Consider the following 17,897-nt stretch of genomic DNA (forward strand, 5'->3'; position numbering starts at 1 on the left):
AGACGGAGCGTATTGATGAGTGGTCATCCCGGCGGCGCGAGCGTGAGCCCGTTCAAGCAGCCCAAGGCGGTGTTCGCGGTCGCCTTCGCCTGCGTGGTCTCGTTCATGGGCATCGGGCTGGTCGACCCGATCCTGCCCGCCATCTCCCATGAGCTGAACGCGACGCCGAGCCAGGTGACGCTGCTGTTCACGAGCTACCTGGTCGTGACCGCCGTCGCCATGCTGATCACCGGCTTTGTCTCCAGCCGCATCGGCGCCAAGTACACCCTGCTGGCCGGGCTGGCGCTCATCGTCGTCTTCAGCGCGCTCGCCGGCGCCTCACCCGGCATCGGGGCGATCGTCGGCTTCCGCGCCGGATGGGGGGTCGGCAACGCGCTCTTCATCGCCACCTCCCTGGCGGTGATCATCGCCTCGGCCAGCGGCGGCTTCGTCGGCGCGATCATCCTGTACGAGGCGGCGCTCGGGCTGGGCATCGCGGTGGGCCCGCTGCTCGGCGGGCTGCTCGGCGACATCAGCTGGCGCGGGCCGTTCTTCGGCGTCGCGGCGCTGATGGCCATCGCCATGATCGCGACGGCCGTGCTGGTGCGTCCGATGCCGCTTCCGGCACGCAAGACCGGCATCCTCGAGCCCCTGCGCGCCCTCAGGCACCGCGGCCTGCTGACGATGTCGCTGACCGCGCTCTGCTACAACTGGGCCTTCTTCACCGTCCTCGGGTACGCGCCCTTCCCGATGGGCCTCGGCGCGATCCAGCTCGGCTTCGTCTTCACCGCCTGGGGCCTCCTGGTGGCGGTCTTCGCCGTCTTCGGGGCTCCCTGGCTGCAGCGCCGCTTCGGCATCGCCCGCACGCTGTACGCCAACCTCGCGCTGTTCGCAGTGACCGTGCTGGTCATCGCCATCTGGACGACGCACCCGCCCGTGCTGATCACCGCCGTCATCGTGGCCGGGATCTTCATCGGGGTGAACAACACCGTGACCACGCAGGCCGTGATGACCGTCTCCCCCGTCGAGCGCCCGATCGCCTCGGCGGCCTACGGGTTCGTCCGGTTCATCGGCGGCGGCCTCGCTCCCTTCGCCGCCGGCAAGCTCGTCGAGCACACCAACATCCACGTCCCCTTCTACATCGGCGCGGGGACGCTCATCCTCGGCATCGTGATCCTGTCCACGGCCCACGGCCACCTGGCCCACTCGGAGCGGGTCCAGGCCGCGGGCGCGGAGGAGACGGTGGAGGCCGGGGAGCCGGCCCCGCGGGTCACGCTCGTCCACGTCGGCGGCGACGGGGCGCCCGCCAACGGGCACACCTCCCCCACCACCGGGGGCGGCGCCGCCCTGGCGCCGATCGTGGCCGCCATCGACGACTCCCCGGCCGCCGCGCGGGTGACCGCCGCGGCCGCCCGGCTGGCCGCGCTGAGCGGGCGGCCCGTCCACGTGCTGCACGCGTGGGAGAGCGCGGTGACCGGCGAGGCGGTGGCCGAGGGCGAGAGCCTGGACGTCGCCCGCGCGACCGTGCGGGAGCACCTGAAGCGGCTCGCCGGCAGCGATGTGACCGCCGTCGGGCACGTGCTGCTCGGCGGCGCCGACCACGGGGCCGCCGACCACGGGGCGGTCGGTCGCATGGTGGCCGAGCATGCCAACCAGATCGGGGCGCGGGTCATCGTGATCGGCGCTCCCACCCACGGCGGCATCGCGGCCCTGATGGACGCCAGCGCCAGCCGCGAGCTGGGACGGCACGCGCGCTGCCACATCCTCATCGTCAACCCGGCGATGGCGCCCTCCGACCGGGTGGGAGCGCTCAGAGAACGCCGGTGAGGTCGGTGGAGAGACCGGAGGGCAGGCCGGACAGGGTGACAGCGCCGTCCTTGTCCACGGCGGCGCCGACCTCGGCACCCGCGATCCGCAGCCCGCCGACGGCGACCGCGCCGAGCGGCGCCCCCGCCATCGGGCGGAGCGACACGCGGCCGGAGGGGACGTCGGGGTAGACGCCGAGAGCCGCGTGGAGGACGGTGACCGCGGCCGCCGCCGACCAGGCCTGCGGGCGGCAGGCGGCGGGGTAGGGCACGGGCTGGACGACGGCCTCGCGCGCGTCGCCCGCGTACAGCTCCGGCAGCCGGTAGCCGAACGTCTCCCCCGCGGCGAGCAGGCCCTCGGCGAGCAGCGCGGCCTCGGCCCCGAACCCGGCGCGGGCGAGGCCCGCCACCACGATCGCGGTGTCGTGCGCCCAGATGGACCCGCAGTGGTACGACAGGGGGCTGAAGCCGCCGTCCCGCGCGGACATCGTGCGCAGGCCGAAGCCTCCGGCCATGGCGGGCGAGGCGAGCAGCGCCGCGACGGCCGCCGACTCCTCCGCGGACAGCAGGCCGGTGCCGAGCAGGTGCCCGATGTTGCTGGTGAGCGCGTCCACCGGCCGCTTGTCCCGGTCGAGGGCGAGGGCCGGGTACCTACCGTGCGGGCCGTCGACCCAGAACGTCGCGCGGAACCGCTCTGCCAGCGCGTCCGCGTACGCGTTCCAGCGGTCGGCGCCGGGTCGCCCGAAGGCCGCGAGCAGCGCCGCCCCGTGCCTGGCCGCCTCGTAGGCGTACCCCTGCACCTCCACCAGGGCGATCGGCGCCACGGCCTGGCGGCCGTCGCGGAACCGCACGGAGTCGCCGGAGTCCTTCCATCCCTGGTTGGCCAGGCCGTGCCCGCTGGTGTCGATGTATTCGACGAAGCCGTCGCGGTCGGGGTCGGCGTCGCCACCGAGCCATTCGAGCGCGGCCTCCAGCGCCGGAAGCAGCTCGGCCACCTCCTGCTCGGGCATGCCCCAGCGCCAGGCGTCGTGCAGCAGGCTCACCCAGAGCGGGGTGGCGTCGATCGTGCCGTAGTACGCGGCGGGCAGGTGCAGGCGGTTCCCCGTGACGGTGAACTCGTGCCGCCGCAGCTCGTGCATGATCTTGCCGGGGGCCTCGCCGGATTCGGGGTCGATCTTCGCGCCCTGACGGCGCGCGAGGACGCGCAGCGTGCCCGCCGCCAGGCCGGTGCCGAGCGGCAGGAGCATACGGGCGGCCCAGATGCTGTCGCGCCCGAACAGCGTCAGGAACCACGGGACGCCCGCGCCGAGGAAGGTGTCTCCGGGGGCGCCCGTTTCGGCCAGCCGCAGCGAGCGCAGGTCGTCGAGCGACTGGTCGAGCAGGCGGACCAGGCGGTGGTCGGCGGCGGTGACGCGCGGCCGTCCCCACTCGACGGGACCGGCGGGCGCCGTCACGACGGCCTTCGGGTCATGGACGCCTGTCTTCCAGCGCAGTGTGGCCCGCCCGCGAGGCGACAGCGTGACCTCCCACCGCAGCCGCGCGCCCCGGCCGGCCGTGCCGGTCTCCGCGTGGGCGCCGTCGCCCGTCACGGTGACGCGGATGCCGTGGGAGCCCCACGAGAGGCTGCCCGGCGCGCCGCTCGCACTCGCCGCGGGGCTCGTGTCGCCGCCGGACTTCACCACCTCTATCGGGGCGAAGTCGCACTCCAGGTCGATCGTGACCGTCGCCGTCACGGTCGCCGAGGAGGCGGACACGATGTCGATGGTCTCCTCCATGCCGCCCGGCGTGACCTGGCGGGCGCGGTCGAGGCGCACCGTCGGGTCGGGGCCGGGGTCGCCGAGCCACCGGAGCAGGGAGACGAACCGCGCCCCGCCCGGCCCGGTGAGGGCGTGGCCGATGTGCTCCGGCTCGCGGCCGTCGACCAGCAGCCCGACCTCGGACAGGGCTCGCGAGTCCGCGTGGAAGAAGCCCTGCGCGCCGTCCGGGCGTATCTGCCCGTCGGCGCCGCTCAGCGCGCTCGTCGGCGCGAGGACGACGCTGACGAGGTCGTGCAGCAGCGGCTGGAGCCGCGGTGAGACGTCAGGAGTCGCGTCGGGGGGTGCCCCGAAGGCCGTTTCGAGGTCTGCCACGCTGGTGGAGACGTCTTCGGCTTCGGGTGTCGCTCCGTGGTCGAACACCGATGGGCCCCCTGGGTCACGTCGAGCCGGCACCGCAAGGCGGGATGACCTCCGCTTGCAGCTTACGAAACATTGTCTTTACTTGAACGATCCAATCGTGCCATAGTCCGTCTTGAACGATCAAATGCCGAAAGGTGCCCATGGCTAACAAGGTGACGATCGCCGATGTGGCGCGGTACGCGAGCGTGTCGCGGCAGACGGTGTCGAACGTGCTGAACTCCCCGGAAGTGGTCCGCGAGGAGACGCGCCTCCGCGTGCTGGAGGCCGTGAAGGCGCTCGGCTACCGGGCGAGCCAGGCCGCGCGCCAGATGCGCACCGGCCGGTCGCAGCTGATCGCCGCACGCATCGAGCCGGCCCAGGACGACGGCATCAACGGTTTCGTCTTCGACCGTTTCCTGCACGGGCTCACCGAGTCGGCGGCACGGGCCGGCTACCGCGTCCTGCTGTACACGACGGACGACCACGAGGCGGAGCTGGCCACCTTCGACGACCTGCTCGGCTCGTACGAGCCGGACGCCTTCGTGCTCACCAGCACCCACTACGGCGACCCCCGCACCGCCTGGCTGCTCGACCAGCGGATCCCGTTCGTCACCTTCGGACGGCCGTGGGGCGTGCCGCCCGACCGGCAGTACCCCTGGGTCGACGTGGACGGCGCGGCGGGGACCGCCATGGCGACCCGCTACCTGCTCGGCCTCGGCCACCGGCGCATCGGCTTCCTCGGATGGCCGGCCGGATCCGGCGTCGGCGACGACCGCAGGGACGGCTGGGCCCGTACCCTCGCCGCCGGGGGCACCGGCCCTGCGGAGATCGCGGAGCTCGACTGCCGCACCCAGGACGGCGTCCCCCACGGGGAGGCCGCCGCCCATGCCCTGCTCGACACCGACCGCCCGGTGACCGCGCTGGTCTGCGCGAGCGACTCGCTCGCCCTCGGCGCGCTCCAGGCGGGGCGGGACATCCCCGTCATCGGCTTCGACGACACGCCGTCGGCCAGGGCGGTCGGGCTGACCAGCGTCAGCCAGCCGCTCGCGGAGGTCGCCGCCCGCTGCGTGTCCCTGCTCCTCCAGACGCTCGACGGGGACGGCGCGCGGGCACGGCAGGCGGGGGCCCACGACGTCGGGGGACGCACGGACGAAGGTGACGTGGAACGGGGATCCACGGTCACCGCCACCCCGGAAGCCCAGCCGACATACGCGCTGCTCCAGCCATCGCTGGTCCGCAGACGGTCGGCCTGAGCGTTCCGGGAACTCACCACCCATCACGAAGATCAGGACAGCGCGATGAAACGCAGACACCTCCGGACGGCGGCCCTCGCAACGGCCGCCTGCGGCACGCTCCTTGCCTCGGCGGCCTGTGGCAGCGGCTTCGACGACAACGCCGGCCAGAGCACCACCCCGCAGAGCAGCGGGCCGGCCTCCCTGCAGATCCTCATCGGCTCCTCGGGCGACGCCGAGACGGCCGCCGTGAAGGACGCGGCGGCCGCGTGGGCCAAGACCAGCGGCAATGGCGCGACCGTGACGCCCGCGCAGGACCTCACGCAGCAACTCGGCCAGGCCTTCGCCGGCGACAACCCGCCCGACGTGTTCTACGTCGACGCCGCCCGCTTCGCCGACTACGCGAGCGTCGGCGCGCTGGAGCCGTACGGGGACAAGATCTCCAACCCTGACGACTTCTACGAGAGCCTGCGCACCACCTTCACCCGGGACGGCAAGTTCTACTGCGTGCCCAAGGACTTCTCCACGCTGGCGCTGATCGTCAACAACGACATGTGGAAGAAGGCGGGGCTCGGCGACTCCGACGTCCCGACCACGTGGGAGCAGCTCACCTCCGTCTCCGAGAAGATCAAGGCGAAGGGCGTCGTCCCGCTCGCCCTCGGCGACACGCGCGACCGCATCGGGGCCTTCATGGTCCAGGCGGGCGGCTGGCTCACCAGCCCCGACGGCAAGCGGGCCACCGCGGACAGCCCCGAGAACCTCAAGGCCCTGGACTACGTCCGGTCGATGCTCAAGGGCGGGCTGGCCAAGTACCCGAAGAAGCTCGACTCCGGCTGGGGCGGCGAGGCGTTCGGCAAGGCCAAGGCCGCGATGACCATCGAGGGCAACTGGATCAAGGGCGCCATGAAGGCGGACTACCCCGACCTGAAGTACACCGCCTACGAGCTGCCCGCCGGCCCGAAGGGCAAGGGCACTCTGTCCTTCACCAACTGCTGGGGCATCGCGGCCAAGAGCAAGCACAAGGAGCAGGCGGTCGGCTTCGTCGAGGCGATGACGAAGGTGGACCAGCAGATGGCGTTCGCCCGCGCGTTCGGCGTGATGCCCTCCCGCCAGTCGGCCAAGGACCAGTTCACCAAGGAGTTCCCGGACGACACCGCGTTCGCGAACGGCGCCGACTACGCCCAGGGGCCGGTCAACGCCCCCAAGATGGACAGCGTGCTGGCGGACTTCGACGCCGGGCTCCAGCAGCTCGACACCACCGCGCCGAAGACGATCCTCGCGCGCATGCAGAAGAACACCGAAGACGCTCTCACCGGCTGAGTCACTCCCGGGTACGGCCCCGCCGCCTCGCGTTTCGTGTTCCACTCCACGCGGGGCGGGGCGGCGGGCGGGGCCCTTCGGGAAATCTCTACCGGAAGGAGGTAGACAAGGTGGACATCACGTCCGGGAGCGCCCACCGCCGCATCGGTCGCAGTTCCGCCACCAGGGAGAACCTCGCGGGATGGCTGTTCCTGGCCCCCGTCGTGGTCATCCTCGGCCTGTTCATGCTGCTGCCCATCGTGATGGCGCTGTGGGTGAGCCTGACCTCCTGGAACGGCCAGGGCAGCCCCTTCACCGGCCGTACGCCGTTCGTGGGCCTCGACAACTACACCCGGCTGTTCACCCATGACGACCTGGCCCGCCAGGACTTCATGACGAGCATCCGCAACAACGTGTACTACGTGGCGATCGTCGTGCCGGTGCAGACCGTGCTGGCGCTCGGCCTCGCGCTCGTGGTGAACAGCCGCATGCTCAAGGGCAAGACGTTCTTCCGCAGCGCGTTCTTCTTCCCGTCGGTCACCAGCTCGGTGGCCGTCAGCGTCGTCTTCCTGTTCATCTTCGCCAACTCCGGCGCGGTCAGCAGCCTGCTCGGCACGTTCGGGATCAGCAGCCCGGAGTGGTTCTCCGACTCGCGCGGCCTGCTGCACCTGCTGCTCAGCGGCATCGGCCTGGTCGACGGCGACAATCCCCCGGCCGCGCTGACCGATGGCGGGCCGTTCGGGCTGTCGTGGTGGGACTGGCTGTCCGGCCCGAGCGTCGCCATGTGCACCATCATCATCCTGGTCGTCTGGACGACCTCCGGCACGTTCATGCTGATCTTCCTGGCGGCGCTCCAGGACATCCCGGTCACGCTGGAGGAGGCGAGCCTTCTCGACGGGGCCAACCGCTGGCAGCGCCTTCGCTACGTGACGCTGCCGATGCTCAAGCCCAGCCTCTTCCTGGTGCTGACGCTCGGGCTGATCGGCACCTGGCAGGTCTTCGACCAGGTGTACGTGATGAGCCAGGGCAACCCCGCCAAGACCACCCTGACGCCCGCATACCTCTCGTACCGGACGGCGTTCCGCAACTTCGACTACGGGTCAGGAACGGCGATCTCGTTCATCCTCTTCCTGATCATCGTGGTGCTGACACTGGTCCAGCGATGGGTGATGCGCGAACGCGTCGCGGACGCGGGCCCTCGCACGCGAAGGAGCTCGTGACATGCCGGTGAACACCGACCGGACCGCGAACCGCCGGCCGGCCGACGGCAGGAGCCTGGTCTCCGCCTTCGTGGGCTACGCGGTCCTCATCTTCTCGGCCCTGGTCTTCCTCTACCCGTTCGTCATCCAGATCGCGAACTCCTTCAAGACCGAGCCCGACGCGACGGCGAACCCGCTGTCGCCGATCCCCCACCCGGTGTCGCTCGCGGGCTACGACCGGGTCTTCTTCGGGACGGACCTGCCCCTCTGGCTGGGCAACTCGCTCCTGGTCACGATCATCGTGACCATCGGGCGCGTCTTCTTCGACTCGCTCGCGGGGTACGCGCTCGCTCGGCTCCGCTTCCGCGGCCGGCGGGCGATGTTCGGCACCATCGTCGCGATCATCGCCGTGCCCGGCGTCGTGCTGTTCATCCCGAAGTTCCTGGTGCTCAACCAGCTCGGCATGTACGACAGCTACTCGGCGCTGATCCTGCCGGTGATCGTGGACGCGGCCGGGGTCTTCATCATGAAGCAGTTCTTCGACTCGATCCCGGTGAGCGTCGAGGAGGCCGCCCGCATCGACGGCGCGGGGGTGTTCCGCACCTTCTGGTCGGTCGTGCTGCCCATGGGGCGCCCCGCCCTGATCACCCTGACGATCATGTCCTTCCAGGGGACGTGGAACGAGTTCCCGCACAGCCTGGTGGCGGTGCAGAGTCCGAGCCTGTTCACACTGCCGCGCGGGCTGGCCGACCTGGTCAGCGGCTCCCTCGGGGTCGGCACGCAGTATCCCCTGAAGCTCGGTGCGGCGGTGCTCGCCACCATCCCCGTCGCGATCATCTTCGTGGTCTTCCAGCGGTACTTCATCCGGGGCGCCAACGAGGGCGCGGAGAAGGGCTGAGCCGGGCCGTTCAGAGGAGGCGCTTGATGTCGCCGTAGGCGCGGTAGAAGCCGCCACGCTCGGACGACCGGATGCCCTGCACCAGGTAACGGGCCCCGGCCTCGCGCACCCCCTTCGGGAACTGCACGTTCCACAGCGGGTCGTAGCCGGGGCTGAGCACGCGCACGCGGAGCCGGTCGCCGTCGCGGACGCACTCGACCACGATGCCGTCGCCCGCGTGGGAGGTGCTCTCGAGGACGACGGACGGCTCGACCACGGCCAGGCTCGCGGCGGCCTTGACGTCCACCGGCTCGGGGACGGTGCCGCCCTGGGCCGCCCTGATGGCCTCCTCGCTCGCGTCGATGCAGGCCAGCGTGCCGTTGGTCGTCACGATGTACAGGCGGTCGTCGAGGAACTGCATGGAGAACGCCGACCCGCACCCGGTGCCGAGCTTCCACAGCCGCTCGCCCCGCTGGTCGAAGCAGTAGATGGAGGAGTGGTTGTCGCCGGCGAAGACGAAGCGCCCGTCCGGCGCGGCGGCGCAGGAGAACACGGCGCCGTCGCAGCGGTAGACCGCGTCGACCGAGCCGTTCTCCTTGCCGAGCCGGTAGACCTTGTTGTGGCTCGTCCCGGCGTAGACGGCGTCGTCCTCCTGCCAGCCGAACAGGACCTGGCCGTCGACGCCGGTGTGCCACACGGGCGTGCCGTCGGCCGCGTCGTAGCGGGCCACGCCGTGCGAGTGCCCGTGGTAGACCGCGTCGGCCTCGCAGCGCACCATCCACGCGGCGTTGCCCTCGCCGGTTCTGGCCCACTGGAACTCGTCCTCGTGGTCGATCGTGGTGAGCCGGCCCGCGCGGTCGGAGACGCCGAGCACGCCGTCGTGGATGTCGAGCCAGTAGATGTCGACGTCCTCGGCGATCTCGTACGCCACGCGCGGCACCTTCCCGCTCAGGTCGTACACCCTGCCGTCGTCGGCGCCGGCGTAGATCCAGAAGTCGTCGGCCACGATGCACTTGACGCCGTCGGGAAGCCGGATGTGGCCGGTGACCGTGCCGCCGTGGGTGACGGTGTAGACGTCGCCGTTCTGGTTGCCGACCCAGCACCGCTCGTCGTCCACGAAGATGCCGAACGCCGCCGCGCCGCTGGCGAACCGCCACAGCACCGGGGCTTGGCTCGCGGTCGAGCGGGTGCTCACCATGGCCCGCCGCGTGACCGCGCGCGGCGCGCGCGCCCCGCGAACCGCGTGGGCGTACCCCTTGCGGATCTTCTCGCCGATCTTCTTGGCCGCCACGGCCTCCGCCTTGTCGGCGCTCGGGAAGGCCGAGACCTTGGTCTGCCCCTGCTCGCCGATGCGACCGTAGGTGATGGTCACCTGGGTGCCCGAGACCACTACCTCGTAGAACTTGTGCGCGCTCCCGGTGTCCTCGGACAGCTCCAGATACGTGCTCCGTGGCGGCATTCCGGCATCCCTTCCTTGATCGAATGACGGGAGCGTATGGGAACAGTCCGACAAAATCATTTCCCGATCCGAAACCCATGTTTACCTGCGACGACGCGGGCAACGCCCAAAGGAGGGGACGCCGCCACCGGCATTGGAGGAAGCCATGGCGAACGTGTTCGAAGTTCTCGAACGAGACCATGAAAGGGTCAGGCACCTGCTGGAAGCGCTGGAAGCCGGACCTCCCGTGGTAGGCGTCAGCGAGTACCAGGGGCTGCTGGCACGCAAGCAGCAGGTGGACAAGCTGATCACCGAGGAGTCCAAGCACGAGGCCGTGGAGGAGGAGTACTTCTGGCCGGCCGTACGCGAGCTGGTCCCGCGCGGCAACGAGCTGGCCGACCACGCGATCAAGCAGGAGCAGGCGGCCAAGTTCCTGCTGGACCACCTGATCGACTACGAGCCGGGCGAGGTGCGGTACGAGGAGATGCTGGTCGGGCTCATCAACGACGCACGCGAGCACATCGCCTACGAGGAGGAGCAGGTCTGGCCGGAGCTACGCCTGGTGCTCAGCCCCGAGCGGGCCATGGAACTCGGCGCGAAGATCGAGCGGGCCAAGCGGATGGCGCCGACCCGCCCGCACCCTCACACGCCGCCGAATCCCGGGCTGCTCAAGGCGACCAGCCCGTTCGTGGGCACCGCCGACCGGCTCCGCGACCTGGTGACCGGCCGCGACCGGCGCTGAGGCGGCCGTACACCGCCCCCGCGCTCACCGGCGCAGGCCCGAGAGGAAACGGGAGGCGATAGGGGCCGCGACCGGCGCGCCGGTGCCGCCGCCCTCGATGATGACGGCGAACGCCAGGTCGCCCTTGTAACCGATGAACCACGAGTGCGTCGGCGGCTCCTCGCCCGAGCCGAACTCGGCGGTTCCGGTCTTGCCCGCCGTGCCAGGGGGAACGTGATGGCGCTGGCCGTGCCCTCGCTCACCACGGCGGGCATCGGCTTCCGCAGCGCGCTCACCACGGCGGGCTCCAGCGCACCACGCCGCCCGCCACGGCGAGCGGCACCATCACGGCTGTCCGTCTCATCGATCCCCCTTCGATCAGCAGGAGGACAGCAGAAGATCGGGGGTGATGTCCAATACTGGTATACAGGTCGGACTCATAGTGATTTAGATATAGTCGCTGTTGATGGACCTCGTACGGCACCTCCGCTACTTCACCGTGGTGGCCGAAGAACTGCACTTCGGCAACGCGGCGGTCCGGCTTGGCATGGCGCAGCCGCCTCTCAGCCAGCGAATCAAGCGCCTTGAGGAGGAGCTCGGCGTGCGCCTGTTCGACCGCTCCAGCCGCCAGGTCCGCCTGACCGAGCCCGGCAGGCTCCTGCTCGTCGAGGCGCGCGACATCGTCGGCCGGGTCGACCGCCTCCGCGAGCTCATGGCGCGTGCGGCGGGGGACGGCGTCGCGAGCCTGCGCGTCGGCGTGCCGCCCGACCTCGGCGGGTCCGCCATCGCGGCGCTTCTGGCCGGATTCCGCGACGCGCACCCCGAGGTACGGCTCGCGCTCACCGAGATGTGCACGGCCGACCAGGTGAGGGCTCTGGCCGACGGCGGCCTGGACGGCAGCGTGATCCGCCACCCGGTGAGCGCCACCGGGCTGAGCTTCGGCCCCGTGCTGGTCCAGCACCCCGGCGTGCTGCTGCCCGAGGGCGATCCGCTGGTGGCCTTCTCCTCCGTGCACCTGGCCGACCTGGCGACGCGGCACCTCGTGCTGTTCCCCCGCGAGAGCGAGCCCGGCCTGTACGAGGAGACGCTGACCGAGTGCCGCCGCCACGGGTTCGTCCCCGGCGAGGTGCATCACGGGCAGCACCCGCAGTTCACCCTGGGGCTCGTCCTGTCCGGCACCGCCATCGCGTTCGGGCCCCGCACCGAGCAGCCGGGGGTGGTTTGGCGTCCGCTGCTCGGCGACCCGCTGGCCTGGCGCGTGTCGGTGGCCTGGCAGCGGCCGTCCGACACCATGGCGGGGTTCTGCGCGGTGGCCGTGCGGGTGCTGCGGGACAATGCCGGGATGGTCGACGACGGCGCCGCGCGGGTTCAGCGGATCAGCCCCCGGCCGGCCTCCGGGCTGCTCGCATGAGGCCCCCGGACCTGGGAGGGATCTTCCGCGCGGCCACCGTCACGGGCAACCTCCACGTGATCGACCTGGACACCGGCGCGGAGATCGGCATCGGCGCCGACGAGCCCGTGGTGCTGGCGTCGGTCTTCAAGCTGCCGCTGCTGGTGGAGTTCTACCGGCAGGCCGAGGCCGGGATCCTCGACCCCGCGGAGCTCTGCCGCGTGGGGACCGCCGATCGCACGGCGGGCGGCACGGGGCTGGCCGTCATGCTCGACGACGCGACGCTCTCCCTTCGCGACCTGGCCTATCTCATGATCGCGGTCAGCGACAACGCCGCCGCCGACGTCGTGGCGCGGCGCGTCGGGCTGGACGCGGTCAACGCCATGCTCGCGGCCTGGGGGCTGAAGGACACCTGGATCGAGCACGACTGCCGCGGGCTGCTGGCGGCGCTGGAGGCGGACGCGGCCGTCCTGACCGAGCCGCTGGACCCCCGTACGGTCGGCCGCCTGCGCGTCCTCGACCCGGCGTACACCAACCGGAGCACTCCGAGGGAGATGACGCGGCTGCTCGGCATGGTGTGGCGCGACCAGGCCGCCGGGCCCGAGGCGTGCGCCGCGATCCGCCGCCTGCTCGGGCTGCAGGTATGGCCGCACCGCCTGGCGTCGGGGTTCCCCTACGACGACGTCGTCCTCAGCGGCAAGACGGGATCACTGCCGACGATCCGCAACGAGGTCGGCGTCGTGGAGTACCCCGACGGCGCGCGCTACGCCGTGGCGGTGTTCACCCGCTCGATCGGCACCGCCCAGAACCAGCCGAGGGCCGACGCGGCGATCGGCACCGTCGCCCGCGCGGCCGTGGACCACCTTCGCTCACTCTGAGCCGCCGTCCAGCGCTTGTGGAAAGCCACGCCGACGGTCCTGAACGCCTGGTGTACGGCACTTTCCCGATTTCCCCATGCGTGCGCGCCAGGCTGGACCGGTGACCGCGCGTAGTGACATTACTCGGATAGGCAGTCATTTCGGGGGACGCCGGTCCAGCGCCGGCACATGCCAGGAAGAGGTGTCACCATGCGTACACATACCGCCGCACCCGCTTCGCGAGCGTCCCGGGGGCGGATCGCGATGCTCGGGCTACCGTTCGCCGTAACATCCTTGGCCGGGCCGGTCCTCGTGACGGCGGCCGGCGGCACGGCCCACGCGGTCACGGCCGGCACTGAGCGCGCGGCCCCGGCCGCCTCGGGGCGGGACGTGACCGTCACCGTGAACACCCTGACCGGCGAGCCGATCAACGTACGGGCCGACGCGTCGGCCGACAGCAAGGTGGTCGGCACGCGGCGGGACGGCCAGCGGGTCACCGTCGTCTGCCGCAAGGTCGGCGACCCGGTCTCCGGCACGTACGGCACCAGCAGGTACTGGGACATGATCAGCACCGGCGGCTACATCGCGGACGCCTATCTGAGCACCGGGTCAGGCACGCCCGTCGTCCCGCTGTGCGGGCGCGCGGCCGGCGAACCGCCTCACCGGGCGCTCGCCCCGCGTATTCACGTCGGCTTCGTCTCCCACCACCGGTGACCAACGCGATTGACGCGCTCCCCGGCATGAATGCCGGAGATTCTCGACCGTGCCGCGCGGGTTCATGCGGCACCTCGGTGGCTTCCTGCTTCATCGGCTGGTGCCACCGCGAGCGGTGGTCTTACCCTGCCTCCACCGGGACGGTTTGCGCCGTCCCGCCCACGGGTGTGGGAGGCGTTTAGTCTCTCCGCCCGTCCGGCGGCGAGGATGTTGAGCGCGGCGTTGACGTCCCGGTCGTGCACCGCGCCACAGACGCAGGCCCATTCGCGTACCTGCAAGGGCATCGCCTCGGCGACCACCCCGCACCCCGAACACAGCTTGGAGGAGGGGAACCAGCGGTCGATCCGCACGAATGTCCGCCCGTACAACTTCGCCTTGTACTCCAGCATGGCCACGAACGAGCTCCACCCGGCGTCGTGCACGCTCTTGGCCAGCCTGGTACGCGCCAGTCCCCTCACCGCCAGGTCCTCCACATACACGGCTTGGTTCTCGCCGATGATCTGGGTGGACAGCTGGTGGTGGAACTCGCGGCGCGCATCGGCGACCTTGCCGTGCGCCCGGGCGACCTTGGTGCGGGCCTTGGCCCGGTTGCTCGACCCCTTCTCCTTACGCGACAGCGCCTTGTGAAGCTTCTTCAGTTTCTTCTCAGCCCGGCGCAGAAACCGGGGAGAGCCGACCTTCCGGCCATCGGCCAGGACGGCGAAATGCCCGACCCCCAGATCGATCCCGGTCTCGGCGCCGACCGCCGGGAGCGGCTCGCAGCCGACCTCGACCACGAACGACGCGAAGTACCGCCCGGCCGCGTCCTTGATCACCGTCACGCTGGACGGACCGCCAGGCAACCGGCGCGACCAGCGCACCGGCACATCCCCGATCTTCGGCAGCCGCAACCGCCCCGCCTCGGTGATGCAGAAACGGGCGTTGCGGGTGAAGCGGATCGCCTGCCGGTGGTCCTTACGCGACCGGAACCGGGGAGCGCCCACCCTGGGGCCCTTCCGCTTGCCGGTGACCGAGGCGAAGAAGTTGCGAAACGCCGTGGTGCAGTCGGCCAGCGCCTGCTGCAGCACCACCGCCGACACCTCACCCAGCCACGCCCGGTCAGGGCGTTTCTTCGCCGCCGTGATCACCCGGACCGAAAGCTCGGCATCGATCACCAACGGCAACCCCTGCGCGTAAGCCTGGTCGCGGACCGCCAACGCGTCGTTGAACACCACCCGCGCGCACCCGAACGCCTGGGCCAGCGCGATGCGCTGACCCGGCGTCGGATCGATGCGGTAGGAGTAACGAAGCTGCACAGGGGAAAGCGTGCCAGCCGATCTCAGGTATTCGCATGAGTGTGCGAGAAACAGCTGAGAAACCTGGAGACCAGATCGGTGCCGCCCACCTACCTCGCCGGGCACCCCATCGACGAGCGAAACAGCACCCCGGTCCGGGGTCCTGGCCCCTTGCACCTGGTGGATCGACCAGCAAACCCTGAAGGCAAGGGCACGCTCGCGCCCTAGCAGGCACTCCCGCGCCGGCCTTCACCCCCGGCGTGAACGCCGGAGCACTAGCCGACAATCGGGTAGCACCGGCATGGGAACATGACGAGGGCCGCCGCCCGGCGAGGGGACGGCGGCCCGCGTGGCCTGTCAGCGGTGACCGGCCGGCGCTACCGGGTCAGCAGTAGCCGAGCATGGCGGACAGCGCCGACTTCTCGCTGCTCTGGACGGTCAGGCCCCACTCGTACTTCACGTCGATGTAGGCCTTCGCGTAGGTGCACCAGAACGAGGTGAGCGGGGGCTTCCAGCTCGCGGGGTCGGAGTCCCCCTTGGCCTGGTTCACGTTGTCGGTCACGGCCCAGAGCTGGGCGTTCGTGAGATCGTTGGCGAACGACTGGCGCTTGGAGGTCGTCCAGGCGTACGCCCCGGAGCGCCACGCCTCGGCGAGCGGCACCATGTGGTCGATGTCGACGTCGGAGGCGGCGGTCCAGGTGGCGCCGTCGTACGGGGAGGTCCACCTGCCCGAGGTCGCGGCGCAGCTGGAGTTGGTCACCACCCCGGAGCCGTCGCGCTTGAGCACCGTCTCCCGGGTGTTGCAGGCGCCCGAGATGGTGATCCAGTGCGGGAACAGGTCGCGGTTGTAGGTGCCGGAGTTCCTCTCGATGTCGACGGTGAGGGCGGCCAGCTCGGAGCTCGCCGTGCTCGCGGAGGGGATGTTCGGCGGGGTGAAGGCGTTCGCCGTGGTGCTCGTTGTCACTGTGGTGACGGCGAACGTGAGGGCGGTGGCCGTGGCGAGGAACGCGACTCGTCTCACGAGTCTCTCCTTCTGTCTCTGGACCCGGCTGAGCGGGGCGTGCCAGGTCCAAGGGGGGTTGATGAGACAGACGGACCATTTCACCGCACGACATGTCGGGAAATATCAGCCTTTGCTGACACCAATCGGTCAAATTGGTCAGGAGATGCCGCTAGCCACAGAAGGAATTTCGTCTACCAGGGGGAACACCGGGCCGGCACCCGTTCCGGGAGCCGCGCCCCGGCCGGAACTCCCCGCGAACTTCCGATGAACAGGGCGATTTCGGCCTTCCTGGTGGACCAGGGCCGCGCCACCACCCGTCGAGGCGGTGCCCCGACATGCCGGAGGCCCGGCCGGCGTACCGGTCGGGCCTCCTAGGAAAAGAGGGACTACATCTGATCAGTCGACGTCGACCCAGTTCATCGTGCGCTCCACGGCCTTCTTCCAGCCGGCGTACCCCTCCGCGCGCTTCTCCTCGGCCCAGGTGGGCAGCCAGCGCTTGTCCTCGTTCCAGTTGCTCTTGAGCTCGTCGGTGGAGCCCCAGAAGCCGAGGGCGAGGCCGGCGGCGTACGCGGCGCCGAGCGCGGTGGTCTCGGCCACGACCGGCTTGGAGACCGGCACGCCGAGGATGTCGGCCTGGATCTGCATGCACAGGTCGTTGGCGGTGACGCCGCCGTCGACCCGCAGCACGTCGAGGGGGACGCCCGAGTCGTTCTGCATGGCCTCCACGACGTCGCGCGTCTGGTAGCAGATCGCCTCCAGCGTGGCCCGGGCGATGTGCGCGTTGGTGTTGAATCGGGACAGCCCGACGATCGCGCCCCGCGCGTCGGACCGCCAGTACGGCGCGAACAGCCCGGAGAAGGCGGGCACGAAGTACACCCCACCGTTGTCGTCGACCTGCCGGGCCAGCGACTCGCTCTGCGCCGCGCCCGAGATGATGCCGAGCTGGTCGCGCAGCCACTGGACGGCCGAGCCGGTCACGGCGATCGAGCCCTCCAGCGCGTACACCGGCTTGTCCTCGCCGAACTGGTAGCACACGGTGGTCAGCAGGCCGTGCTTGGACCTGACCAGCTCGTTGCCGGTGTTGAGGAGCAGGAAGTTGCCGGTGCCGTAGGTGTTCTTGGCCTCGCCGACGCCGAAGCAGACCTGCCCCACGGTCGCCGCCTGCTGGTCGCCGAGGTCGCCGGAGAGCGGGACCTCCCCGCGCAACGGACCGTCGGCCCGCGTCACCCCGTACAGGGCGGGGTTGGAGGACGGCTGGATCTGCGGCAGCATCTGGCGGGGGATGCCGAAGAACGACAGCAGCTCGTCGTCCCAGTCGAGCGTCTCCAGGTTCATCAGCATCGTGCGGCTGGCGTTGGTGGGGTCGGTGACGTGCACGCCGCCGTCGGTGCCGCCGGTGAGGTTCCACAGCAGCCAGGTGTCGGTGTTGCCGAAGACCACCTCCCCCGCCTCGGCGGCCTCCCGCACGCCGTCGACGTTGTCGAGGATCCACTTGATCTTTCCGCCGGAGAAGTACGTCGCCGGGGGCAGGCCGGCCTTGCGGCGGATGACGTCGCCCTTGCCCTCGCGCTCCAGCGCGCTGGCGATGCGGTCGGTCCGCGTGTCCTGCCACACGATGGCGTTGTAGTACGGCCGCCCGGTCCTGCGGTTCCAGACCACGGTGGTCTCGCGCTGGTTGGTGATGCCGAGCGCGACGAGGTCGGACGCGGACAGGTTGGCCTTGCCGAGCGCGGTCTCGACGACCGCGCGGGTGCGCTCCCAGATCTCCACGGGGTTGTGCTCGACCCACCCGGCCTGGGGGAGGATCTGCTGGTGTTCGAGCTGGTGGCGGGCGATCTCGTTGCCGCCGTGGTCGAAGATCATGAAGCGGGTGCTCGTCGTGCCCTGGTCGACCGCTCCAACGAAGTCAGCCATGGAATGTTGCCTCCTTTGTGCCCTGCGAATGTGCCGGCC

General features: G+C 70.7%; 14 protein-coding genes and 1 pseudogene. 9 read left to right on the forward strand and 6 right to left on the reverse strand.

All coding sequences use genetic code 11. The features are described 5' to 3' along the window. Positions 1 to 15 precede the first annotated feature (15 nt). Positions 16 to 1,806 (forward strand): MFS transporter, encoded by a 1,791-nt coding sequence (locus AB0O34_RS10700; RefSeq protein ID WP_363914924.1) that lies wholly within the window; start codon positions 16 to 18, stop codon positions 1,804 to 1,806. On the opposite strand, the gene AB0O34_RS10705 is transcribed toward AB0O34_RS10700, so the two are convergent. Next, positions 1,790 to 3,961 (reverse strand): glycogen debranching N-terminal domain-containing protein, encoded by a 2,172-nt coding sequence (locus AB0O34_RS10705; RefSeq protein WP_363914926.1) that lies wholly within the window; start codon positions 3,959 to 3,961, stop codon positions 1,790 to 1,792. The genes AB0O34_RS10700 and AB0O34_RS10705 overlap by 17 nt on opposite strands. A 140-nt stretch (positions 3,962 to 4,101) precedes the next feature. Here AB0O34_RS10705 and AB0O34_RS10710 point away from each other — a divergent pair, with 140 nt between their 5' ends. The 4 genes from AB0O34_RS10710 to AB0O34_RS10725 all read left to right on the forward strand — a co-directional run bounded on the left by AB0O34_RS10710 (position 4,102) and on the right by AB0O34_RS10725 (position 8,568). After that, on the forward strand, positions 4,102 to 5,193 hold the full coding sequence (locus AB0O34_RS10710; protein ID WP_363914928.1) for a LacI family DNA-binding transcriptional regulator: 1,092 nt from the start codon (positions 4,102 to 4,104) through the stop codon (positions 5,191 to 5,193). A 45-nt stretch (positions 5,194 to 5,238) separates the two neighbouring features. Next, positions 5,239 to 6,492 carry an extracellular solute-binding protein gene (locus AB0O34_RS10715; RefSeq protein ID WP_363914930.1) on the forward strand — a complete coding sequence of 418 codons (1,254 nt, stop codon included), beginning with the start codon at positions 5,239 to 5,241 and terminating at the stop codon, positions 6,490 to 6,492. Between the two features lie 110 nt (positions 6,493 to 6,602). Further along, positions 6,603 to 7,691, forward strand: coding sequence for a sugar ABC transporter permease (locus AB0O34_RS10720; RefSeq protein ID WP_363914932.1), 1,089 nt, complete (start codon positions 6,603 to 6,605; stop codon positions 7,689 to 7,691). Position 7,692: 1 nt separating this feature from the next. Beyond that, the gene (locus tag AB0O34_RS10725) at positions 7,693 to 8,568 is read left to right on the forward strand and encodes a carbohydrate ABC transporter permease (RefSeq protein WP_363914934.1); all 876 of its coding nucleotides are present in this window, start codon (positions 7,693 to 7,695) and stop codon (positions 8,566 to 8,568) included. A 10-nt stretch (positions 8,569 to 8,578) separates the two neighbouring features. On the opposite strand, the gene AB0O34_RS10730 is transcribed toward AB0O34_RS10725, so the two are convergent. After that, the gene (locus AB0O34_RS10730; protein WP_363914936.1) at positions 8,579 to 10,006 is read right to left on the reverse strand and encodes a WGR domain-containing protein; all 1,428 of its coding nucleotides are present in this window, start codon (positions 10,004 to 10,006) and stop codon (positions 8,579 to 8,581) included. 145 nt (positions 10,007 to 10,151) lie between these two features. Here AB0O34_RS10730 and AB0O34_RS10735 point away from each other — a divergent pair, with 145 nt between their 5' ends. After that, the gene (locus AB0O34_RS10735; RefSeq protein WP_363914938.1) at positions 10,152 to 10,727 is read left to right on the forward strand and encodes a hemerythrin domain-containing protein; all 576 of its coding nucleotides are present in this window, start codon (positions 10,152 to 10,154) and stop codon (positions 10,725 to 10,727) included. Positions 10,728 to 10,751: 24 nt separating this feature from the next. On the opposite strand, the pseudogene AB0O34_RS10740 reads toward AB0O34_RS10735, so the two are convergent. After that, positions 10,752 to 10,904: pseudogene (locus AB0O34_RS10740) on the reverse strand (hypothetical protein); the annotation flags it as partial. 268 nt (positions 10,905 to 11,172) lie between these two features. Here AB0O34_RS10740 and AB0O34_RS10745 point away from each other — a divergent pair. The 3 genes from AB0O34_RS10745 (at position 11,173) to AB0O34_RS10755 (ending at position 13,667) form a co-directional block, all read left to right on the forward strand. Next, positions 11,173 to 12,117 carry a LysR substrate-binding domain-containing protein gene (locus tag AB0O34_RS10745; protein WP_363914940.1) on the forward strand — a complete coding sequence of 315 codons (945 nt, stop codon included), beginning with the start codon at positions 11,173 to 11,175 and terminating at the stop codon, positions 12,115 to 12,117. After that, positions 12,114 to 12,974, forward strand: a complete 861-nt coding sequence (locus AB0O34_RS10750) for a serine hydrolase (protein ID WP_363914942.1) — start codon at positions 12,114 to 12,116, stop codon at positions 12,972 to 12,974. The genes AB0O34_RS10745 and AB0O34_RS10750 overlap by 4 nt, the downstream gene beginning before the upstream one ends. Positions 12,975 to 13,163: 189 nt before the next feature. Then, positions 13,164 to 13,667, forward strand: coding sequence for a hypothetical protein (locus tag AB0O34_RS10755; protein WP_363914944.1), 504 nt, complete (start codon positions 13,164 to 13,166; stop codon positions 13,665 to 13,667). Positions 13,668 to 13,729: 62 nt separating this feature from the next. Here AB0O34_RS10755 and AB0O34_RS10760 read toward each other — a convergent pair whose 3' ends face one another. The 3 genes from AB0O34_RS10760 to glpK all read right to left on the reverse strand — a co-directional run bounded on the left by AB0O34_RS10760 (position 13,730) and on the right by glpK (position 17,858). Next, on the reverse strand, positions 13,730 to 14,962 hold the full coding sequence (locus AB0O34_RS10760; protein WP_363914972.1) for a transposase: 1,233 nt from the start codon (positions 14,960 to 14,962) through the stop codon (positions 13,730 to 13,732). Positions 14,963 to 15,326: 364 nt separating this feature from the next. After that, on the reverse strand, positions 15,327 to 15,962 hold the full coding sequence (locus AB0O34_RS10765; RefSeq protein ID WP_363914946.1) for an HNH endonuclease family protein: 636 nt from the start codon (positions 15,960 to 15,962) through the stop codon (positions 15,327 to 15,329). Positions 15,963 to 16,340: 378 nt separating this feature from the next. After that, positions 16,341 to 17,858: a glycerol kinase GlpK gene (gene glpK / locus AB0O34_RS10770; protein WP_363914948.1), complete on the reverse strand. Its 1,518-nt coding sequence runs from the start codon at positions 17,856 to 17,858 to the stop codon at positions 16,341 to 16,343. Between the last annotated feature and the right edge of the window lie 39 nt (positions 17,859 to 17,897).

The sequence above is a fragment of the Sphaerisporangium sp. NPDC088356 genome, from assembly GCF_040685555.1.
Classification (GTDB): Bacteria; Actinomycetota; Actinomycetes; order Streptosporangiales; family Streptosporangiaceae; genus Sphaerisporangium.